The sequence below is a fragment of the Campylobacter sputorum subsp. sputorum genome, assembly GCF_008245005.1.
GTDB classification, from domain to species: domain Bacteria; phylum Campylobacterota; class Campylobacteria; order Campylobacterales; family Campylobacteraceae; genus Campylobacter_F; species Campylobacter_F sputorum.
Window position 1 is genome coordinate 521,661 of sequence record NZ_CP043427.1, and the last position, 22,375, is coordinate 544,035.

Genomic DNA, 22,375 nt, shown 5'->3' on the forward strand with positions numbered 1-22,375 from the left:
AATGCAAAGAAGAGAGGCTTTAAAAAAGGGTTTTAAGATAGCAAGTTTGCTACTTTGTGGCGGTTTTATTTGGAGTGTTGGAGCAAAAGGAGATAGTAAGGTTTTTTTACGACCACCTGGTGCACTTAAAGAGCAAAATTTTATATCAAAGTGTATAAAATGCGGTCTTTGTGTTAAAGCCTGTCCATATAATACTCTAAAGCTAGCTAGTATCAATCATAGTGCCGCCATTGGAACACCTTTTTTTATGCCAAGAAACATACCATGTTATATGTGTGAGGATATACCTTGTGCTGAAATTTGTCCAACAGGTGCTTTAGATATAAATTTGTTAAAAACTAATGGCAAACTTGATATCAAAAAATCCAAAATGGGCGTTGCTATAGTAGATGATAAAACCTGTGTTGCTTACTGGGGAATTCAATGCGATATTTGTTATAGAGCTTGTCCTGTTATGGATAAGGCTTTGTTTTTGGATTATAAACACAATGAAAGAACAAGCAAACATGCGTTTTTATTACCTGTTATAGATAGCACTTATTGTACCGGATGTGGAAAATGCGAAAGAGCCTGTATAACCAAAAAAGCTTCTATAAGTGTAATTCCTAGAGAATTTGTTATTGGAAAAAGTAATGATAATTATGTAAAAGGCTGGATTGAAGGGGCTGATAAAAAGCTAAAAGACGCTGATACTAAAATTTATTTAGATAAAAAAGAAACACTTGATTACTTAAATAGCGAGAATTTACAATGATAAAATACGGCTTTATTTCTAAAATATCTCAAATTATTATTTTGATTGTTTTTATTGTTGGAAATTTTTATGGACTTAATGTTTTAAAAGGCGATTTAAGTTCATCTGTGCTGTTTAACACTATCCCATTAAGTGATCCATTTGCAGTGCTTCAAATTTATCTAGCTAGTTTTAGTATAAGTTTAAACGCTATAATTGGAGCTTTTGTGATATTTTGTGTATATTCGCTTATCGCTCCAAGAGTGTTTTGTTCTTGGGTTTGTCCTGTAAATTTGATAACCTCTTTTGCGTATTTTATCAAACAAAAATTCGGCATAAACAAAGATACAAAAGTTTTAAATTTATCAAAAAATTTAAGATATTTTTTGCTGATTTTATCTTTTGTTTTAAGTTTTTTACTAGGAGTGCCGGCTTTTGAAAATATTAGCTATATTGGTATTGTACAAAGAGGAATTATATTTTTGGATTTAAGTGTAATACTTTGGATATTAGCTATTTTTATTTTTGAGTTATATATAAGCGATAGAGGAATTTGTTCGCACATTTGCCCTCTTGGTGCATTTTATGCAATAATCAGTAAATTTTCTCTCATTAGAGTTCATTACGATATGAAAGATTGCTCAAAATGTATGGATTGCAAAAGCGTATGTCCTGAAAAACATGTTTTAAATATGGTAGGAAAAGAAAATGGTTATGTATCTAGTGAGTGTATAAGTTGCGGTAAATGTATAGACATTTGCAAGCATAACTCACTAAAATTCGATATAAGAAGTTTAAGGAGAAAATAGATGAAAAAATTTGCAATATTTTTAATAATAATTGCACTGTTCATTGGTTGTAGTAAAAATGGTGGTGTTATTTCAAGTTCTGATCTTGGATTAAGACAAAACATTGCTACTGAAGATATAAAATTAGCCCCGATTGATTGGACAAAAGAGCCGGCAGGACTTTCTACAAAATATAAAAGATCATTTGAAAATGCACCACCGCTTATTTCTCATGATTTAGAAGGACAAATTCCTATAACTGCTGATTTAAATATGTGCTTAACTTGCCATATGCCAGAGGTTGCAACTAGTGTAAATGCTACATCTGTTCCAAAATCTCATCTTGTAAGTTTAAGAACAGCAAAAGATCTTGGTGGAAAGCTTGACGATGAGAGATATTTTTGTTTAACTTGCCATGTTCCGCAAGCAAATGCAAAGCCTTTGGTTGAAAATAAATTTAAAGCCGATTTTAGATCAAAAGATAGCGTAAATAAATCAAATTTATTAGATATTTTAAACGAAGGCGTTAAGTAAGATATGGGCGTAATTTTTAGATTAACAGGAAGTAAAAAACCTGTTAATCCCCCGTATTTTAGCGGTAAATTTGATTGCATTGGTTGCAATGCGCCTTGTGTTTTAGCTTGTGAGCGAAATTTGCTTAAATTTAATGAAACGAGGGTAGAGTTTATCGTAAATGATTATGGCTGCAATTTTTGTGCGAAGTGTGCCGATGTTTGTGTAAATTCTGTTTTAAGCACTGAAAATACTAAATATATAAACGCTTTTGCAAAAATAAATGTAAATTCATGCCTAGCTTGGAATGATACAGTATGTTATAATTGTTTAGATGTTTGCAAATATAAAGCCATAGAATATTTTGGAGTTTTTAGACCAGTTGTACATCAAAATTGTATAGGATGTGGCGAGTGTGTGGGAAGTTGTTTTGTAAAATCCATAAATTTAGTTGCTAAAAAGGATTTATGATGATAAAAAATGTAATTCTTTTTTTGATTTTTTTAACACTTTCTTATGGCATTGAGCCTTACGATAAGATAGAACTTTCATCAAATGCAATGAGTATGAATTTAGATAGAAATTTGCTTTTCATAGCAACTGATAATTCAAGCGTTGAGGTTTATGATATAAATTTAAGCAAAATGTTAGAACCCATAAAACTTCCTTATATTAAAACATATTTTAGCGATGAAATCCCAGCAAAAACTTTTAGTATAGATACTTTTAAAGATAAAGTAATGATTTTGCATGAAGAAGATTTTGGCAAAAAAGCAATTAGTTTATATAAAAAAAGTGGATTAAATACTATAAATTTGAAAAACGAGTCAATAAAAAAAGCACTCTTTTTAGATGAAAATACAGCACTGCTTGCGTCAATTAGTAATGAAATTTATTATTTTGATATAAATAGTTCCAAAGTTATTTTTTCTTTTAAATTTTCAACTGCAGCTTTGGGCGATATAACGCTTAGCAAAGATAAAAAAATGCTTTATGTTGCTGATGAGGGCGGCACTATTTATGTTTTTGATACACAAAAAAAAGAGATTGTAAATAAATTTAATGCACATAAAGATAGTGTGTATTCTATAGATTGTGGAAATTCGGTTGTAGTAACTGGAAGTGCGGATAAAAATATAGTCGTGATTAAAGATTTAAAAATGAATTTTGTTACTAGTAGTTTTTTGGTTTATTGCGTTGGCATAAGTAGTAGCGGCAAGGTATTTGCTTATATGGATGGTGAAAATAGTGATATAACCATAAGAGATACTCTAAGTATGCAAAAAATCACAACTTTGCAAACTTCTATGAATACTATAAATAGCATTATTTTTATAGATGATTCAACTTTGATTGCATCAGGATATGGTAATGAGATTTTATTTTGGAGGTTTAGATGAATATATCAAGCGTTGTTGTAAATGTAAAGGAAAATTTTACACAGCAAGTAAAAAAGATGATTAGTGATTTAAAAGGATGTGAAATTGTTGCATCAAATGATGATAAGATAGTTGTTTTAATTACAGCTTTAAATTTAGATGATGAGCTAAAAAAATTTAAAAGTATAGAGCATTTAAAATATGTTAATAGTGTATCTATGGTATATTCGTATCAAGAAGATATAAAAGAGGATTTAAGCCAAAGTTTAATTGATAGTTTTTTAAATGATGAGATAGACGCAAAAAATATAAAATATAGCGGCGATTTGTATAAAAATATCTAATTTTGTCATCATAAGTAATAATTTTATCTAATTTAAAGCTTATATTGTATATAATCACAATTTTACTTCATTTAATTGGGTTCATAGCTCAGTTGGTTAGAGCATCCGGCTCATAACCGGATGGTCGTAGGTTCGAGTCCTACTGAACCCACCACTTTTTATAATATTTTACTAAAATTTCAAATAATAATGCTATAATGATTGCTAAATTTATAAAGTAAAGGAACTTATATGCTTTACGAAGATCAAGAATTTATAAGAGAAAATTGTTTAAGTATATTAAATTCACTTAAAAACGATTTTCAAAATTATGCAAAAGATAAGTGTAATGAATATAAAAAAGGAATTGTGGATACTTATGATTTACAAGACTTTTGCAATGCCGTTTTTTTATCTATAAGCAGTGAAAAATTAGATGTTAATTCATTGCGTTTGAGTCTTAAAGTAATGTTTGAAGACATAAATTTTGAGAAATATTTTTTATCTGCTATGTTTTTAAGGTTAAATTATATTTTTTCTAGAGAAATTTTGTCATCTAAAAGAAATAATTTATATATAGCCATATTGCATTTATTTAATATCACAAACAAAATTTATGATGATTTACTAGCGTTATATGAACAAAGGCAAACTACAAATAGACAAAAAACTACACTAAATATACAAAGTAGTAGCGGATTTTCTTTATTTGAAAATATCATAGATAGTTTAGTGAGAGTAAAAAATAGCTCAAATAAACTGCATTTTTTAAATTTATACGATGGTGTTAAAGTTGAATGTGATGGAAGTATAGTAAATGTAGAAAACGAAAGAGTGATTTGTAGAGTAAATCTTATGCAAATTTTAGCTATGAAAGAAGAGGGTAATGCCTACATAATTCAAGATGAAAATTTACCACAACATCTAAAAGCAAATATTATATCAATTGATATAAAAAACTCAACTGTATTGCTTGGTAATTTTTCTAGACAAGCAAAGATGCCTGCAAAAGATAGAAGATTTCCAAGAGTTCATCCAAATAAATTTACAAAAGTTACGCTAAGTAGTGAAGATGGTATTAGTTTGGTTGGAAAGCTTTATGATATATCAGAAGGTGGAATGGGTGTAGTTAGCTCAGAAAATGCTGGATTTAAAAACTCGCAGATTATAAATGCTAAATTTACTTTGGTAATGCCTCAAAATTCAGAAGAATTTGATTTAAATTTAAACTTTAAACTCGTTGTAGCACTTAATTATCAAGGATCTATGAGATATTGTTTTGAAATAGTTGATAAAAATCAATTTGGTATAAATAAGATTGTTGAATTTTCTAGACAAAGAGAAAAAGAGACATTAAAAGAACTTGAAAATAAGTTGAGTTTATATCAATAAAAATTAGATTTGATAAAGAAGATTTTGTTATTTTAAAGCAAAATCTCCTTTTATTTTTAAATCAAAATGATTTAAATTTAGACTTTTTCATAAAAATAAATTCCAAGTTCGCTTCGTTTTTTAAATACATCTGTAAAAGGCACAGTATCTGCATGTCCTACATATAATCTTCCGCCTTGATTTAAAAGTTTCCAAAAAGCTTCGATTGTTTTTAGCCTAAATTCATCATTAAAATATATAAGCATATTTCTTGAGTAAATTATGTCAAATTTACCCATTTTTTCAAAATTATGATCAAAAACATTCATAACTTTGAAATTTATTCTTGGCATAAGGTGTTTTTTTATTTTATAAGTGCAATCATCTTTTTTATCAAAAAATATATTTTTTTGAGAAAGAGCGAGTTTTTGCAAAGCTCTTTCTTGATACTCTGCGGCATTTGCTTTTGATATCGCTTGCGAGTTTATATCAACACCTGTTATACTAATCATTGATTTGTCTAATCCAAGCGAATAAGCTATCATTCCAAGCGAATAAACTTCCTCTCCGCTTGAGCAAGGGGCGCAAAGTATATGCATTTGCCAATCACTTTTTTTGCAATAATGTATGCCTGATTCTAGCTGATGAACTTCTCTGTAAAAATATGTTTCATTTACTGTTATTAAATTTATAACCTCTTGTCTTATTGTCCTATCTACTATGATTTTATTTGTTAGTTGTTCAAAAGAGTTTATGTGTTTAGAAATAGCAAAATCGCTTAATCTTTTTTTTGTGATATCTTTTTTATCTATGAGTTCTGAGCCAGTGAATTGTTTAATGACATCTAAAAGGCTATCAAATTTTTGATTATCCTGCAAAGATTGTTTTTCATTCATTGTTATTTTCCTTTAAAAAACTTTCTAATTTTAATTTGATATTTGCTAAATTAAGTGTTAATAGTTGAGGATTTAGCTCTTTTGCTCTTTTTGGCATACCATAAACTATAGCACTTTCTTCATTTTCAGCTACACATTGTGCTTTTGCTTTATATAACTCAAAAAGTCCTTTTGCACCGTCATCCCCGATTCCTGTAAGAAGTATAGCCATTATATCGGCTAATTTTGTTATTTTTGCGGCTGAGGAAAAAAGCATATCGACATTTGGGTTATAAGTTGTTTTGATATCTCCATTGTATGGTGCTATGCAAAGCGGCTGTGTTGGTAATATTATAGAGTTTTGAGTACAAACATAAACTCCGCTTTTTATAAATACTTTTTTATCTATTCTATTTATCAATGTTTCACTTTTAAAAAAATCTTTTATTTGTTGTATAAAAGTATCCATAAAATTTAAACTCATGTGTTGAGCTATAATTATAGTGCAGTTATTTATATCTACATCTAAAAGTAGCTTTTTTAGATGACCAGGTCCGCCAGTTGAAGATCCTATTAAAACAATTTTTTGTGCCATTTAATCTCTTTTTATGTTTATTCGTAATTTAATCTAATAATTTTTTATTATGCCATAATATATGTTTATTTACAAATAAGTAAAAAATACGCACTACTTATTTTTATTTGTTATTTTGTATAAGAAGCTAAATATTTCAGCTACTGCTTTATATAAATTTTGAGGTATTTCTTGATTTATATCAACTTTGCTTAAAAGTTCAACCAAATCAGTATCTTCTTTTATTGGAATTTTGTGTTCTTTTGCTAAATTTATAATTTTTGTTGCAATTTCGCCTTTACCAGTTGCTAAAACTTTTGGTGCATTGTCTTTTTCGCGATTATATCCTAACGCTACAGCTTTTTTTATCTTTGCCATTTATGCTCTTTTGTCAAAACCAAGATCAAACATACTAGAAAATTCATAAGCATTTAAAAGACTATTTTTAGGCATAGTTTTTAATGTAAAATTTGTTATATTTAAACCTGCATTTATTATGGCTACTTTTAATTCTTTTGAATTTTCAAGTATTAAGTTTTTAAAATTTTCACTTTGTGCTGCTATTGATATCTCTAAAAATCTATCTTTTGAAAGAGCTAGCATTACATTTAGTAAACCATGATCTTTAAAATTTAAATCTATTTTGCAGTAATATTTATTTTTTTTACCTTGTTTAAATGCGATATTTCCACCATCTACTAAATCCCAAACATAAGGTACATAAGTTTGAAGGCTATTTGTTGCAAATGATGCTAGTTGATGAATGTCTATTTGAGCAAGAAGTTTATTTGTGATATTATTTGCTTGGTTTGCATTGGGAAGTGAGCTATTTTCAGTGCTTTTGCTTATTTTTAATAAAGTATTTTTCATATCGTCATTTAAATTTGACATAGCTTCAGCTCTATTTTTTGGAGTAATGTTTTCTAACTCTTTTTGTGCGACATTAAATATTTTTAACAAACTTTTAGTTTCATTAAATGTAATTTTTGAATCACTAAATTCTCTATTTGTTAATTTTAAAATTTTATTTAGTTTATTTGCAGCAGCACTTAATTTGTCTTGAAGTGTGAAATTTTCACTTTTTGATATAAGATTGTCTGTTGCTATGCTTTGTTTAAAATTTTCAATTATTGCTTGTCCGCTTGAATTTATCGTATTTAAGGAGTTTTGAATGTTATTTATTAGTGTTTTTATCTCTTTTTGAAGTTGGGAAATTTGCTCATTTTTAGGCATCGCTATAGTGTTTAGTTCGGTTTTTAAATCATTTATAACTTTATTTATACTACGAGTAAATTGCTTTATATTATCTTGCGAAAGAAGTTTTTCTTGTGCCGATAGTTGTTTAGCATTTGGTGTATTTTGCATCAAAGTTTCTAATGGCGATTTTGGAGTGTTTTGTTTTGTTGGAATTTCATCTATGATTTTATCTGCTGCGATATTTGTTTTAAGATTTTGCAATTCATTTTGTTGTGAATTTGTATTATTTTGTATTTTATCGTTTATTTGCTGATTTGCCAGATTTTGCACTGGATTTGCATTATTATTGACTATATTTTGATTACTACTGTTTTTGATTAAATTTGCCTTTTCATCGACAACTTGCGTAAGTATAATTTTTGAGTTTATTTTATTTAAAAATTTAACTATATTTTCAAGTTTTGAAGCTATATTGGTTATGGTTTTAAGCTCTTTGTTTTGCGGGTTATCTATCATTTTTTTAGCAGAAATATTTACTTCATCTAAAACTTTTTTTAATTCATTAAAAGATTCTTTTGTGTTTAAAGTCTCATTTTGTGCTAGTTTTGTAAATTCTTTTATGAGTGTATCAGAACTTACTCTTTTCATTTTATTTATTAGTTTGGTTATGTTTTTTGGTATATTTTCTTTATTTAAAGCATCTTTTATAGCAGCTTCTAGCATTATGCCTGATTTTTGAATTTGAGTTTTTAGGGGTGTTGTTTTGATATTTTCTATAGGCTTTAAGAATTCTTTTAGTTTTGTATTTAGCTCTTTTAATTCTGGCAAATTTTCACTTAAAGCATCTAAAACTTTTGTAAGTTGTGCTAAATCCTTTGATAAATTTGGGGCAACTTGTAAGGATTTAGCACTATTTGTTATTTGTGTGTTTTTTATAAGTAAATTTGAACTAGATTTTATTGCATCTAAAAGTTTATTTACAAGTTTTTCAAGAGTTGCTGATGTTTTTTCTTCATTTATAGCAATGTTTGTAGCAATATCTGGTTTTTTAAAAAGATCTTTTTTTTCTAATAAATTTTGAACTGAAGAATTTGTTTTACCATCATTTTTTTGAACAGGTTTTTGTGTGTTTTTTAAAACCTCGCTTCCAATTCCACTATTTATATTGCTATTTATTGCAGATTCCAATTTTTACCTTTTTGTCATTTAATGAGTATTATCGGCTAAATTGTCGTATAGTTTTAGTCTAAAAGCAAATATTATTATGCCTACTGGCATAAGCAAAATGCCTAGTAAAAATGGAATTATCTCAAGTCTACCGCTATTTCTTAAAAAGAAAAATCCAGCTATTAACAAAATGTAACCAAATATTTTAAATGGCGATAAAAAAGTTGTGATTTTTTGAAATACTATTTTTTTTGGTTTTTCTTGATTTAAGTTTAAATCATCGCCATACAAACTATCTTTAAATACCCTTTTTTTGTATACATAAATATTTAAAGATAATATTATTAAAGAACATAAAAAAGATATTTGTGAGTTTAAAAAGAAATTTAAACCCACAAAAATAGAGCATACTATCAATGTAAAATCAAGTATAAAATATATGTAAAATAGTTTTTTAAACTCACTATTTTTATTCATCATCTTCTTTATCTTCTTCGTATTTTAGGTTTTTGTATTTTGGATCATTTTTTAGTTCATCTAATGACGATAATTGAGTTTTATACGCTTTATACACATTTAAAATAGCCGCAATTATTCCAAAACCAACACCTATCCAAAATAAAAATCCAATTCCAGTAAATTTTTTAAGCAAATACCCAAGCCCTATACCCAAAAATACAGCAACAACCATCGATATGCCAAGGCTTAGCGCGTTTGCACCTTTTATAATTTCGTTTGTTTTTGACATTTTCAAATTTCCCTAAAAGCTTTATTTGCAGCTTTTATAGCTTTTTTAATGATTTTTTCATCCATTGCATCGCATACAAAACCTGTTTCAAACTGACTTGGCGCAAGATAAATGCCTTGTTTTAGCATATTTGTATGAAATTTAGCAAATGCTAATGTATCGCTTTTTAGCGCATCTTCATAATTTTCAACTTTTTTATTGCTAAAAAAATATCCAAACATAGAGCCTCTTGTTTGTGTTTGTAGCGGGATATTGTTCTTTTTGGCTGCACTACTAAATCCATCCATTAGCATTTGACTAAGAGAGCTTAGTTTTTTATATAAATTTTTGTCATTGTTGATTTTTTTAAGCGCAGCAATTCCAGCACTCATTGCAACTGGATTTCCACTTAGTGTTCCAGCTTGATATACAGCGCCATCTGGGCTTAAGCAGTCCATTATCTCTTTTTTACCGCCAAATGCTGCTGCGCTCATTCCTCCACCTATAACTTTACCAAAAGTTATCATATCGGCTTTTATATCATGAAAATCAAAACTACCTCTTTTGCTGGCTCTATATCCACTCATTACTTCATCTAAGATTAAAACAGCTCCGTGCTTATCACAAAGCTCTCGTAGTTGCGACAAAAACTCTTTTTTAGCAGGAACTAAGCCCATATTTCCAGCTATTGCTTCAATTATAACAACTCCAATCTTATCTTTGTTTGCCTCAAATATATCTTTTACGCTTTTAATATCGTTGTATATGGCTAGATATGTGTTTTTTACTATATCTTGTGGAACTCCGCTACTGCTTGCATTTGCGTATGTAGTAGCACCGCTTCCAGCTTTGATGAGAAGTGCGTCGCTATGTCCGTGATAACAACCCTCAAATTTGATTAAACCATCTTTTTTACTATATCCTCTAGCGGCTCTTATTGCACTCATTGTAGCTTCTGTGCCACTATTTACAAAGCGTATTTTATCAATAAATTTAAACTCATCAAGTATAAGTTTGGCTAAATTTGTTTCACTAAGTGTTGGTGCTCCAAAACTCACACCCTTTTTTACGCTTTTTATAATGGCTTCTTGTATGTCTTTATCGCAATGTCCAAATATCAAAGGTCCCCAACTTTGGACAAAATCTATGTATTTGTTTCCCTCTATATCATAAATATAACAACCTTTTGCGTGATCTATAAATGGAGGTGTAGTGCCAACGCTTTTAAATGCTCTAACAGGAGAATCAACTCCGCCTGGAATTAGTTTTTTTGCTGCGTCAAATGCTGATTTATTTGTCATTTTTTTCCTTTTGTTGGTTTTTATTAACATAATAATATAAACTTTTTATCTCATCAATTGTAAGAAAATATGTAGGCATAACGCCTTTTGAATCCACTACTGCATTTTTAAATCTTTCAAAATCAAGATTTGTTATATCTGGAGCTTCTAGTGTTTTGCTTACTTCTTCTTTAAAAATCTCGCCATCAATTTTTTTTGTCTTTATATCTTTGTATCTTGCTATAACGCTTCCTTTGGCATCTTTTCCGTGACATTTTGCACAAGAAATTCCCCTTGGATTTTGATATAACATCTTTGCATATTCATCTTTTGTGATAAAATCGGCACAAAACAAATTTGATACAAATATACTCAAAAAAACTATAAATTTCATATAAATTTACTCTTTTTAAATAAAAATTTAGCTATGATACAATTTTTGTGATAAAAAAAGCATAAATACCTGGAGAAAAATATGACAATTTTAGATGGAAAAGCACTTAGTGCTAAGGTAAAATCTGAAGTAAAACAAGAAGCTATTAGGTTAAAAAATTCAGGAATTCAACCAGCTCTTGCTGTGATTTTAGTAGGTGAAGACAAAGCTTCTCAAACCTATGTGAACTCAAAGGAAAAAGCTTGCAATGCTTGTGAAATACGCTCTATAATGCATAGACTTCCTGAAAATACATCTGAAAATGAGCTTCTTGCACTTATAGATGTTTTAAATTTAGATGATAGTATTGATGGTATTTTAGTTCAACTCCCGCTTCCAAAACATATAAGCGAACAAAAAGTTATAAAATCCATATCGCCATTTAAAGATGTTGATGGATTTCATGCGATAAATACTGGAAATTTAGTTAGCGGTATAGATGGTTTTGTGCCTTGTACGCCACTTGGAATTATGAGAATGTTTAGTGAATATGGCATTGATTTAACTGGAAAACTAGCTTGTGTTATAGGAAGAAGCAATATAGTTGGAAAACCAATGATAAATTTACTTTTAAATGCAAATGCTACAGTTATCGCAACTCATAGCAAAACAAAAGATTTAAGCTTACTTACAAAACAGGCTGATATACTAGTAGTTGCCATTGGAAAACCACACTTTTTAACAAGCGATATGGTAAAAGACGGTGCTGTTGTTATAGATGTTGGTATAAATAGACTTGATAATGGAACTTTGGTTGGAGATGTTGATTTTGAAAATGTTAAAGAAAAGTGCTCTTTTATAACTCCAGTTCCTGGTGGAGTTGGGCCGATGACAATAGCAATGCTACTTAACAATACTATAAAATCAGCTCAAAATAGACTAAATAAAGCAAAATAAAATGAAAAGATTTTTTTCCAAAGCATATAATTTTTCAAGCAGCTGGACTGGAACTATTATAATAGTCTTGCTTATTATATTTTTTATAGCACAGGCTTTTGTAATACCAAGTGGCTCTATGAAAAATACACTTTTAATAGGCGATCATCTTTTTGTAAAAAAATATAGCTATGGTATACCAACTCCACACATTCCTTGGATTGAGCTGCCTGTGCTTCCTGATTTTGATGGAGATGGTCATATAATAAGTGGAGATAAGCCCAAAAGAGGCGATATAGTTGTTTTTAGATTTCCAGAGGATGAAAAAATTCACTATGTAAAAAGAAATTTTGCAACTGGCGATGATGAGGTTATATTTGATGGTAAGGCATTTTATCTAAGAGCAAATGAGGGCGATGAGTATATGAAAAAAACTTTTAAAGGCAGAGAATTTGTAACCTTAAATGATAAACTTTTTGTAAAAGAGCCTTATGATAAAAAGGGTATCCACTATACAGATGGAAAAGATCTGTTTTTAACAATGCTTGCTGTTATGCAAAAAGGTGATAAAGTTGCGATGATGCCTACATTTGTAAAAGAGTTGCCAAAAAGAGATAATTTTTACAATGCTAATGTAAATGCTTTTTATTTCAAAGTTCCAACTGGTGAGTTTTTTATGATAGGCGATAATAGAGATAACTCTTATGATAGTAGATTTTGGGGTAGTGTGCCTTATAAATTTATCGTTGGAAAGCCTTGGTTTATATATTTTTCGTGGGATAGTGAGTATAAGATTAGATGGGAGAGAATTGGTAGATTTATAGATACGGTTGAAAATGATACTAGATATATTTATGATCAACCGTGATGAGTTTTGATATAAATTTAAAAAGGTGTTAAATTGAAAAATAGAATGAGTGTTGATGAAGCTGTTTGGATGATAGAAAATATGCCTTTAAATGAACTTGGCAAAAAGGCAAATGAGCGTAAAAAAGAGTTACATCCAAAAGGCATAACGACTTTTGTCATAGATAGAAATATAAATTATACAAATATCTGCTTTGTGGATTGTAAATTCTGTGCTTTTTGCAGAAAAGTAAATGACGAAGATGCTTATATACTAAGTTATGATGAGATAGATAAAAAGATAGATGAGCTTATAGAAATTGGCGGAACAGAGATACTTTTCCAAGGTGGTGTTCATCCAAAGCTTAAAATAGAATGGTATGAGGATTTAGTTGAGCATATTCATAAAAAATATCCAAATATAGACATCCATGGCTTTTCTGCTATAGAGATAGATTACATAGCAAAAGTTAGTAAAATTTCCATCGACGAAGTTCTAAAAAGACTTCAAAACAAAGGTCTTTATAGCATTCCAGGTGCTGGGGCTGAAATTTTAAGTGAAAGAGTAAGAAACATTATAGCTCCAAAAAAGATAGATGCAAAAACTTGGTTAAATGTCCATAAAAGTGCACATAAAATAAACATGAAAACTACTGCAACACAGATGTTTGGTACGCTCGAAACAACAAAAGAGATAGTTGAGCACTGGGAAATGATAAGGGATTTGCAAGATGAAACGGGCGGGTTTAGAGCTTTTATCTTGTGGAGTTTTCAAAGCGGCAATACAAAACTGATACAAGAATACCCTGATATTATTAAGCAATCACCAAATAAATATCTCCGCTTGGTTGCTGCTGCAAGGCTATTTTTGGATAATTTTAAAAATATACAAAGTAGCTGGGTAACGCAAGGAAAATATGTCGGACAACTCGCACTTAAATTTGGTGCAAACGATATGGGCTCAACAATGATGGAAGAAAATGTCGTAAACGCAGCTGGTGCAACATTTAAAATGAATACGCAAGAGCTTATCGATATCATAAAAGATGTTGGAGAAACGCCTGCGAAACGCAATACAAACTATGATATTTTAGAAATTTATAAATGATGGAGTATTTTAGGTGGAAAGAAAATTTATAGAGATAAAAGGCATAAAAATTCCTGTTATTTACGAAAAAGATAGCTCTTTGCCTATAATTAGTATGCAGCTTGTTTTTAGAGTTGCTGGCAGCATACAAAATAATAATAATTTTGGACTTGCTAAATTTTGTGAAAAAATTATGAACGAAGGAACTAAAAAAGACGGAGTTAGTGAGTTTTACAAAAAACTTGATATGAGAGCAATTAGTCTTTATGTGGGTTGTGGATTTGAGACATTGAGTATAAGTTTAGATTTGCTTAAAGAGCATTTTGAATTTGGACTTAAAGCGATAAAAGAGCTTTTAAGTGATCCAAATTTAGATAAAAATACCATAGAAAAACTAAAAATTATAACTTCAAGTGAAATTTTAAATTTAAATAGCGATTTTGATTATTTAGCAAAGACAGAATTAAATAAAATTTTATATGAAGGCAGTATTTATCACATCCTGATTTAGGGTATGAAGATAGTTTGAATACCATAACAAAGGATGAAATTTCAACATTTTTAAAAGAAAATTTAGATCTTTCAAATTTGTTTATAGTTTTAGGAGGTGATGTAGATTTTGAGGAGCATATGTTAAAAGATATGTTAAATTCTCTACATGCAGGAATTCCTAGGGTATTGCCAAAATTTGAAACTTCAAGCAAAGAGATTGTAAAACAAAAACAAAAAGATAGCAAACAAGCTTATATATATTTTGGTTCGCCATATAATGTCAATATAGATGAGTATTATCTCGCAAATGTGGCTACTTTTATCTTAGGAAGTAGTGGCTTTGGAAGTAGGCTTATGGAAGAAATACGCGTAAAAAGAGGGCTTGCATATAGTGCTTATGCTAGAAATTCTTTAAATCTTTCCCATAAACAAATTTGGGGATATTTACAAACCAAAAATGAGAGTAAAGACGAAGCATTAAGCGTTGTAAAAAAGGAGTTTGATGAATTTGTAAAAAATGGCGTTAGTAAAAAAGAACTTGATATGGCAAAAAACTTTCTTCTTGGAAGTGAGCCGCTTAGAAAAGAAACTTTATCAAAAAGATTAAGCGTAGCTCAAAGTGAGTATTATTTAGGACAAAAAGAAGGATTTTTTGATGAAAATTTAAAGAAAATTGCTAACTTAAAACTCAAAGATTTAAACGACTACATTTCATCTCATGATGAGATAACAAAGTTAAGTTTTAGCATAATAAGTAATGAAATTTGATATAAAAGATAGATCAAATTTAGAAAAAATAGGAGTAACTAGCTTACTTGATCTTGCTTTGCTTTTACCAAAAAAGTATGATGATTTAAGCGTAAAAAATAGCCCTAATGATGGCGAAAATGTAGTAGAAATAGAAATCAAATATCAAACTAGAAAACTTAATATTCTTCAAATAACCGCATTTTGTATAACTTGGCAATGTGATGTAAAAATCATAATTTTTAATGCTAGAAAATGGCATTTTGCTGCATTTAAAAGCGGTAAAAAAATGTTTATACATGCAAAATCCTCGTTTGCTTATGGCTCTTGGCAATTTGTAAATCCAAAAATTGTTACAAAAATAGGCGAGATTTTGCCACATTTTAAAAGAGACATAAAAGATCAATATATTGCAAATTTGATACACAAATACATAACTTATGAAAATTTACTCTCCCAAGGTTTAAACGAAAATGAAGCAAATTTGCTATTAAATTTACATAAAAACAATTCACAAAGCATAGAAATTCTATCAAATTTAAAAGAACACAAAGAAATTTTTACTACTATTAAATTTGTTGAAATTTATAATTATATGAAAAAATTAAGCACCAAAAAAACTGATTTTATGGCTAAAAAAATTGATATTTTTGATATAAGCTCATGGTTAAAAACTTTACCATTTAAGCCAACAAAAGATCAGTTAAATGCACTAGATGATATAAAAAACGATTTTCTTTTAGCAAAAGCATCAAAACGAGTTATAATGGGCGATGTTGGAAGCGGCAAAACTCTTGTGATGCTTGGAGCTGCTCTTATGATGTATCCACAAAATGCTATTTTAATGGCACCAACAAGTATTTTAGCTGAGCAAATTTACAGCGAAGCAAAAAAATTACTACCAAGTTTTATGAATGTAATGCTTGTTAAAAGCGGTGATAAAAACTTAAATTTTAATGGCGTAAATTTGATTATAGGAACGCATGTTTTATTGTATCAAGAACTTCCAAAAACCTCTCTTGTTATGGTAGATGAACAGCATAGGTTTGGTTCAAATCAAAGGCAAAAAATCAATCTTTTGACAAGCGATGGTAGGTTTAGGGCGCATTTTTTGCAATTTAGTGCAACACCGATACCAAGAACGCTTAGTTTGATTCAATCTTCTCTTGTAAATTTTAGTTTTTTAAAAACTTTACCATATGAAAAACATATTCATACTTTTGTGATTCAAAATAATGGTTTTAAAAATCTTATTAATCATATTAAAAAAGAAATAAATCTTGGAAAACAGGCTATTGTGGTTTATCCGCTTGTAGAAAAAAGTGAAGTTAGTAATTATCAAAGTATAGATGAAGCAAAGGATTTTTGGTTTAAAAATTTTAAAAATGTATATATGACGCACGGAAAAGACAAGGATAAAGAACAAATTTTGCTAGATTTTAGAGATAAAGGCTCACTTTTGCTTACTACAACCGTGGTTGAAGTTGGTATATCGTTACCAAAACTTAGCATTATTGTCATAGTAGCAGCTGAAAAACTTGGTCTTGCTTCGCTTCATCAGCTTCGTGGAAGAGTTGGTAGAAATGGGGGTGATGGTTGGTGCTATTTATATACAAAGTTAAAAAATATTCCGCCTAGATTAAAAGAATTTAGCCAAACGCTAGATGGTTTTAAGGTAGCAAATATTGATCTTAAAAACCGTCAAAGCGGCGATATACTAGATGGAACCATTCAACACGGTGCGACTTTTGAGTATTATGATATGGATGAAAATTTGGCACAAATGGCACAAAAAAGATTAAATAAAATTTAATAAGGAGAAAAAATTGGCAAAGTCAAGATATCAATCAGTTGAACCAAAAGTTGCTGATATAGTAAATGGTTGGCTAAAACAATATAATTTAGATTATAAGCTAGAACAAGGTAGCTTAAATACAGAAATTGATAAAGCCTTAAATGAATACGCTTCAAAAAATGGTGGCAAAGGTGGAAACCGCCCAGATGTAAAAATTCTTTTGCAAGATAAAAATTTATATTATTATCCTATCTTGATAGAATACAAAGGCTACAAAGATAAATTAATCAAACTAGATGCAAATAATCAAGTAGAAAATCTAACCGCAAAAAACGAACCAAATTATAAAAATATCAATTCATATGCACTAAATGGAGCGGTGCATTACGCAAATGCTATCTTGCACTATACAAGCTATACCGATGTCATAGCCATTGGCGTTACAGGATATGATGATGAGTTTGAAAAGACTCAGATACAAATCGCAGTTTATTATGTTTCAAAGAAAAACTTAGGCGTGGGGCAAGAAGTTGCTAAATACACAGATTTATCATTTTTAAAAAAAGAAAATTTTAACGATTTTATTAAAAAAGTTAAATCTCTATCTTTAAGCCCTGATGAACTTGAGAAAATCAAAGCCAAAAAAGAACAAGAAATTCAAACAAGCCTAACAAAGCTAAATAACGATATTTATAGAGATGAAAAAGGTTTAAGCGAAAACGATAGAGTCTATTTAGTAGCTGCTTCGATAATGGCAACTTTAGGAATTCCTAGCAAAGTTAGCCCACTTGAAAAAGATGAGCTAAAGTCATCTACTGAAAAAGGTAGCACTGACGGTGAAATTATTATCCGTAAAATAGAGGCTTTTTTAAGTCATAAAAATCTCCCAGTTTCAAAGCAAGAGATGATAGTTAGAACCCTTTCAAACACTCTTTTAACTGAAAATATAAACCGTCCGATAAACGACGAAAGTCAGCTTAAAAGAGTTTTTACAAAGATTGTTGATGATTTAGGTATTTATTATAAAATCGGGCTTACGACTGATTTTACGGGAAAACTTTTTAACGAAATGTATTCGTGGCTCGGGTTTACTCAAGATAAATTAAACGATGTAGTTTTAACGCCCTCATATGTAGCAAAACTTCTTGTAAAACTTGCAAGAGTTGATAAGGATAGCTATGTTTGGGACTTTGCAACAGGCTCAGCGGGACTTTTGGTTGCTGCTATGAATGAGATGCTAGATGATGCGAAAAATAAAATTTCATCCCCTGATGAATTAAGACAAAAAGAACTTAACATAAAAGCAAACCAACTTCTCGGACTTGAAGTTTTATCAAGTATCTATATGCTTGCGATTTTAAATATGATAATGATGGGGGATGGTAGCTCAAATATCCTAAATCAAGACTCACTTTTAAATTTTGATGGCAAATATGGTTTTGGTAAAACTGAAGAGAAATTTCCAGCCACGGCTTTTGTGCTAAATCCTCCATATTCTGCTGCTGGAAATGGGATGGTTTTTGTTCAAAAAGCCTTGTCTATGATGAGTAAAGGTTACGCTGCTATCATCATCCAAAATTCAGCTGGAAGTGGCAAAGCAAAAGAGTATAATATAGAAATTTTAAAGCACTCTACTTTAATAGCAAGTATTAAAATGCCAATAGATTTATTTATCGGTAAATCAAGCGTGCAAACAAATATCTATGTTTTTAGAGTTGGTGAGCCTCATCACAAGGATGAAATCGTTAAATTTATAGACTTTTCAAATGACGGCTACACAAGAAGTAATCGCAAAAAAGCAAGTATAAATTTAAAAGATACAAATAACGCAAAAGAACGCTACACTGAGCTTGTAAATTTAGTTCGCTTTGGTAAAAGTAAGCTTAAAATTTTCACTGAAAATGAGTATTACGAAACAACGATAGACCCAAATAACGGCTGCGATTGGAATAAATCAGCCCCAATTGATACAAAACCAAATTTAAACGACTTTAAAAAAACAGTAAGTGATTATCTCGCGTGGGAAGTATCAAATTTGCTTAAAAATGGAGATGATAGCCTGGGAAAATAGATTCCCCACTTAACGAAAAACTACAAAATGTTAAGTGGGGCGAGTTTAGGATTGGGGATTTGTTTGAAGTTGTAGGAACTAAATCATTAGATAGCAATGCTATTGATTTTATAGATAAGGGTATAAATTTCGTTGGTAGAACTTTTGAAAACAATGGAATACAAGGAAAAATAGCAAAAAGAGACTTTGAACCAAACGAACCTTTTACAATAACAGCCACAGTGATAGGAAATTATAAATATGTAAAATTTCAAAAAGAGCCATATTATTGTTCTCAAAATATAAATAAATTATCGCCTAAAATTTTAATAAAAAAATGGAATGATAAAATTGCATATTTTTTTGTATCAAATATACAGAAGTTTGTTTCTTTATATGATTATCAGCAAAGTGGTTATAAATTGGATGATATAAAAAATCACATAATAAAACTTCCTATAAATTTAAAAAGCGAGATTGATTTTGAATTTATGGAAAATTTTATAGCTGAGCTTGAGGCGGAGCGTATAGCGGAGCTTGAGGCGTATCTACTCGTGACAAATTTGAAAGATTATAAGCTTACAACTGATGAACAAAATGCTTTAAAAGAATTTGAAAATTTAGAGTGGAAAGAATTTAAAATCGGTGATTTATTTAATAGGCTATCAACAAAAAAGCTACCATACAAAGCTAAAGATTTACCTAATATTCCAACTGATAGATATATCTTGCCTTGTTTAACTTCTAGTTTTCAAAATCAAGGATTAAATTATTATGCACCAAAAGAAAATGCAACTGTTCTTAAAAATGTAATTTCTATACCTTCAAATAGTGACATTTATAGGGCATATTTTCAATCTAGGGAATTCACAGTTTTATCTGATGCCTATGGTATTGATTGGATAGATAAAAATTTTGTATTATTATCACAGCAATATTTATTTATAGTTACTTGCATTAATAAAGTTACAGATTTACCTAAATATTCTTATAAAAATAAACTTGGTGGCTGGAATGTTGTAAAAAATAAATTTATATCCTTGCCAACCAAAAATGGCGAGATTGATTTTAAATTTATGGAAAATTTCATAATCGCAGTTCAAAAGTTAGTTATAAAATATGTCGTTTTGTATGCGGATGAAAAGATAGAAGTTACTAAAAAGATAGTTTGTAATAAAGGATAAAAATGAATAAAGATAATTGCAGGTTTCCAAAAGGGGAAGAGGGCAAAGAAACGCTTCTTAGAATGAACGAGATGCATAATGAGGGTGCAACTTGGGCTATATCAAATTTAGAGTTTGGTAGAAATTTAAATATATTAGATGTTGGTTGTGGTGGCGGAAAAAATATATCAAATTTAGCTACTAAATTTAACGATAGTGTTATCTATGGAGTGGATTATTCTAGCACTAGTGTAGATGTTGCAAGTGAAATTAATTCCCATCTTATAGAACAAAAAAGAGTTTTTATAGATGAACAGAGTGTTTCAAATTTGAAATTTAAAGATATTTTTTTTGATATTGTTTGTGCGTTTGAGACGATATATTTTTGGCCTGATATAAAAAATGATTTTTTAGAGATAAAAAGAGTTTTAAAAGATGGCGGAAAATTTTTAATTTTTGTTGAAGGAAGCACAAAAGAGGTTTTAAAAGAGTGGAGTAAAGAAGTGCATTTAAAAAATCAACTTACAAAAGATGAATTAATCAATATTTTAAAAGAAGTAGGTTATAAAAACATACAGAGTTTTAATATGAATAAAAGTGAGAAACTTTGCATTATTTCACAAAAATAGTTGAAAATATGATACAATACAAGCCATTTATTATAAAATTTTTATTGGTAGGTTATGGAAAGAATTTCTAATATATTTTTAAATAAACCAAAACATGTTGGTATTGTATGTTTTTTTATATTTTTTATAATAATTTCTATACCAATTATTTATACTTATGAAAAACGAAATAGCTTGGAATATGAGGAATTTAGGCACCATCTTGGAATGGCAGCATACGCACTTTCTTTTAGTGTAAATCCAAATTTACACAAGATTGTAGAAGATGAGCAAAATGCTTCAAGCGATAATTATCAAAAAGTCACAGCCCCTTTGTTTGATTTTTTTGCTCTTTATAGAGAAGTTTATGATATATACACAGTTGTAGAAAGAGATGGTAAAAAGTATTATGTTTTAGATGTTGCAAATGCACAAAATGCAATCGCTAAAGATCCTATTGCTTCACCTGCTAAAATAATGAAAGAGCTTGTAGAAACAGACAACTCTGATAATTGGTTCGAATTGGTTGAATCTGGTAAAGTATATGTAAATAAAGATTTTGAGACAGATAACTATGGTACATTTCTTTCAGCAATAGCTCCTGTGTATGATGAAAATCAGACATTTATTGCAGCTATTGGTATAGATGTAAGCATAGAAAAATATCAAGAAATTATGCAAAAAACTAGAAATATATTTATATTAACTATAATAATGGCGGCTATGATATCTATTTTGATGTCTATAATAGTCATAGCACTTATAAATTATGTAAAATTAGTTTATTATAGATTCCAAAAAGTTTCAAATTCAGATAGACTAACCGGGGTTTATAATAGATTTGTATTTATAGATATTTTCACAAGAGAGATAAATAGGGTTCAAAGAAATAAAGATAATTTATATTTGATTTTTTTAGACATTGATAATTTCAAAGGCTTTAATGACAAATACGGTCATAGTGTTGGAGATGATATCATAATATTTACTGCAAAGAAAATAGTAAATACCGTAAGAAAAATAGACATCGTATCAAGATATGGAGGAGATGAGTTTTTGATAAGTATTTGCGGGGCTAGTGATGAGTTTATAAAAGATATTATAGATAGAGTAATGAATCAAAAATACGATTTTGTTTATGCTGTAAATAAAAATGGAATAGAAGAAAAATTAGTTGTAAATTTCAGTGTTGGATATACAAAATATAAAGATGGAGATACTTTTGAAACTATGTTAGAAAGAGCAGATCGTGGGCTTTATATATCAAAAGATTTTGGAAAACATAGGGCAACCTTTGTTGAAAAATAGTAGTTTTTTAAATTAAGTATGCTTTTAAATCAAAATAGTATAA

General features: G+C 29.3%; 25 protein-coding genes and 1 tRNA gene. 18 read left to right on the top strand and 8 right to left on the bottom strand.

What is annotated here, in order from left to right:
* Window position 1: 1 nt before the first annotated feature.
* The 8 genes from napG to CSPT_RS02615 all read left to right on the top strand — a co-directional run bounded on the left by napG (window position 2) and on the right by CSPT_RS02615 (window position 5,128).
* Window positions 2-754 carry a ferredoxin-type protein NapG gene (gene napG / locus CSPT_RS02580; protein WP_089182166.1) on the top strand — a complete coding sequence of 251 codons (753 nt, stop codon included), beginning with the start codon at window positions 2-4 and terminating at the stop codon, window positions 752-754.
* Window positions 754-1,542, top strand: a complete 789-nt coding sequence (gene napH / locus CSPT_RS02585) for a quinol dehydrogenase ferredoxin subunit NapH (RefSeq protein WP_089188762.1) — start codon at window positions 754-756, stop codon at window positions 1,540-1,542. Before napG ends, napH begins: the two co-directional genes overlap by 1 nt.
* A complete protein-coding gene (locus tag CSPT_RS02590; protein WP_089187924.1) occupies window positions 1,543-2,055 on the top strand; it encodes a nitrate reductase cytochrome c-type subunit in 513 nt (170 codons plus the stop codon). It begins immediately after the preceding gene.
* A gap of 3 nt (window positions 2,056-2,058) precedes the next feature.
* Window positions 2,059-2,505, top strand: a complete 447-nt coding sequence (locus tag CSPT_RS02595; protein WP_089182167.1) for a 4Fe-4S dicluster domain-containing protein — start codon at window positions 2,059-2,061, stop codon at window positions 2,503-2,505.
* Window positions 2,505-3,434, top strand: coding sequence for a WD40 repeat domain-containing protein (locus tag CSPT_RS02600; RefSeq protein ID WP_089182168.1), 930 nt, complete (start codon window positions 2,505-2,507; stop codon window positions 3,432-3,434). The genes CSPT_RS02595 and CSPT_RS02600 overlap by 1 nt, the downstream gene beginning before the upstream one ends.
* Window positions 3,431-3,757, top strand: coding sequence for a chaperone NapD (locus CSPT_RS02605; RefSeq protein WP_089182169.1), 327 nt, complete (start codon window positions 3,431-3,433; stop codon window positions 3,755-3,757). Before CSPT_RS02600 ends, CSPT_RS02605 begins: the two co-directional genes overlap by 4 nt.
* Before the next feature lie 77 nt (window positions 3,758-3,834).
* A tRNA-Ile gene (locus CSPT_RS02610) sits at window positions 3,835-3,911 on the top strand.
* Between the two features lie 77 nt (window positions 3,912-3,988).
* Window positions 3,989-5,128 carry a PilZ domain-containing protein gene (locus CSPT_RS02615; RefSeq protein WP_089182170.1) on the top strand — a complete coding sequence of 380 codons (1,140 nt, stop codon included), beginning with the start codon at window positions 3,989-3,991 and terminating at the stop codon, window positions 5,126-5,128.
* A 77-nt stretch (window positions 5,129-5,205) separates the two neighbouring features.
* Here the strand turns inward: CSPT_RS02615 and CSPT_RS02620 are convergent, their stop codons facing one another.
* From CSPT_RS02620 to CSPT_RS02655, 8 genes are all read right to left on the bottom strand, one after another.
* The gene (locus CSPT_RS02620; protein WP_089182171.1) at window positions 5,206-6,003 is read right to left on the bottom strand and encodes a CheR family methyltransferase; all 798 of its coding nucleotides are present in this window, start codon (window positions 6,001-6,003) and stop codon (window positions 5,206-5,208) included.
* The gene (locus tag CSPT_RS02625; RefSeq protein WP_089182172.1) at window positions 5,996-6,577 is read right to left on the bottom strand and encodes a CheB methylesterase domain-containing protein; all 582 of its coding nucleotides are present in this window, start codon (window positions 6,575-6,577) and stop codon (window positions 5,996-5,998) included. The genes CSPT_RS02620 and CSPT_RS02625 overlap by 8 nt, the downstream gene beginning before the upstream one ends.
* Before the next feature lie 93 nt (window positions 6,578-6,670).
* Window positions 6,671-6,934, bottom strand: coding sequence for a FlhB-like flagellar biosynthesis protein (locus tag CSPT_RS02630; protein ID WP_089182173.1), 264 nt, complete (start codon window positions 6,932-6,934; stop codon window positions 6,671-6,673).
* Window positions 6,935-8,941 (bottom strand): hypothetical protein, encoded by a 2,007-nt coding sequence (locus CSPT_RS02635; protein ID WP_089182174.1) that lies wholly within the window; start codon window positions 8,939-8,941, stop codon window positions 6,935-6,937.
* Window positions 8,942-8,959: 18 nt separating this feature from the next.
* Entirely contained in the window at window positions 8,960-9,397 is a 438-nt protein-coding gene (locus CSPT_RS02640) for a hypothetical protein (RefSeq protein WP_089182175.1), read from the bottom strand.
* On the bottom strand, window positions 9,390-9,668 hold the full coding sequence (locus CSPT_RS02645; protein ID WP_089182176.1) for an AtpZ/AtpI family protein: 279 nt from the start codon (window positions 9,666-9,668) through the stop codon (window positions 9,390-9,392). Before CSPT_RS02645 ends, CSPT_RS02640 begins: the two co-directional genes overlap by 8 nt.
* Before the next feature lie 2 nt (window positions 9,669-9,670).
* Window positions 9,671-10,948 carry a glutamate-1-semialdehyde 2,1-aminomutase gene (gene hemL / locus CSPT_RS02650; RefSeq protein WP_089182177.1) on the bottom strand — a complete coding sequence of 426 codons (1,278 nt, stop codon included), beginning with the start codon at window positions 10,946-10,948 and terminating at the stop codon, window positions 9,671-9,673.
* Window positions 10,938-11,321, bottom strand: a complete 384-nt coding sequence (locus CSPT_RS02655; protein ID WP_033916433.1) for a hypothetical protein — start codon at window positions 11,319-11,321, stop codon at window positions 10,938-10,940. Before CSPT_RS02655 ends, hemL begins: the two co-directional genes overlap by 11 nt.
* Before the next feature lie 81 nt (window positions 11,322-11,402).
* On the opposite strand from CSPT_RS02655, the gene folD reads away from it, so the two are divergent.
* The 10 genes from folD to CSPT_RS02700 are packed head-to-tail and all read left to right on the top strand — an operon-like array spanning window position 11,403 to window position 22,332.
* Entirely contained in the window at window positions 11,403-12,257 is an 855-nt protein-coding gene (gene folD / locus CSPT_RS02660) for a bifunctional methylenetetrahydrofolate dehydrogenase/methenyltetrahydrofolate cyclohydrolase FolD (RefSeq protein WP_089182178.1), read from the top strand.
* 1 nt (window position 12,258) lies between these two features.
* Entirely contained in the window at window positions 12,259-13,104 is an 846-nt protein-coding gene (gene lepB / locus CSPT_RS02665) for a signal peptidase I (protein ID WP_089182179.1), read from the top strand.
* A gap of 45 nt (window positions 13,105-13,149) precedes the next feature.
* Entirely contained in the window at window positions 13,150-14,190 is a 1,041-nt protein-coding gene (locus tag CSPT_RS02670) for a dehypoxanthine futalosine cyclase (RefSeq protein WP_089183299.1), read from the top strand.
* 13 nt (window positions 14,191-14,203) lie between these two features.
* Window positions 14,204-14,680 (top strand): insulinase family protein, encoded by a 477-nt coding sequence (locus CSPT_RS09230; RefSeq protein WP_235610079.1) that lies wholly within the window; start codon window positions 14,204-14,206, stop codon window positions 14,678-14,680.
* Window positions 14,681-14,694: 14 nt separating this feature from the next.
* Window positions 14,695-15,429 carry a M16 family metallopeptidase gene (locus CSPT_RS09235; RefSeq protein WP_235610080.1) on the top strand — a complete coding sequence of 245 codons (735 nt, stop codon included), beginning with the start codon at window positions 14,695-14,697 and terminating at the stop codon, window positions 15,427-15,429.
* A complete protein-coding gene (gene recG / locus CSPT_RS02680) occupies window positions 15,419-17,221 on the top strand; it encodes an ATP-dependent DNA helicase RecG (protein ID WP_089182180.1) in 1,803 nt (600 codons plus the stop codon). Before CSPT_RS09235 ends, recG begins: the two co-directional genes overlap by 11 nt.
* Window positions 17,222-17,234: 13 nt before the next feature.
* Window positions 17,235-19,274: an HsdM family class I SAM-dependent methyltransferase gene (locus CSPT_RS02685; RefSeq protein WP_089182181.1), complete on the top strand. Its 2,040-nt coding sequence runs from the start codon at window positions 17,235-17,237 to the stop codon at window positions 19,272-19,274.
* 59 nt (window positions 19,275-19,333) lie between these two features.
* Window positions 19,334-20,437: a restriction endonuclease subunit S gene (locus CSPT_RS02690; RefSeq protein ID WP_201261378.1), complete on the top strand. Its 1,104-nt coding sequence runs from the start codon at window positions 19,334-19,336 to the stop codon at window positions 20,435-20,437.
* Between the two features lie 2 nt (window positions 20,438-20,439).
* Window positions 20,440-21,045 carry a class I SAM-dependent methyltransferase gene (locus CSPT_RS02695; RefSeq protein WP_089182183.1) on the top strand — a complete coding sequence of 202 codons (606 nt, stop codon included), beginning with the start codon at window positions 20,440-20,442 and terminating at the stop codon, window positions 21,043-21,045.
* A 54-nt stretch (window positions 21,046-21,099) separates the two neighbouring features.
* Entirely contained in the window at window positions 21,100-22,332 is a 1,233-nt protein-coding gene (locus CSPT_RS02700; protein WP_089182184.1) for a GGDEF domain-containing protein, read from the top strand.
* The last annotated feature ends 43 nt before the right edge of the window (window positions 22,333-22,375 follow it).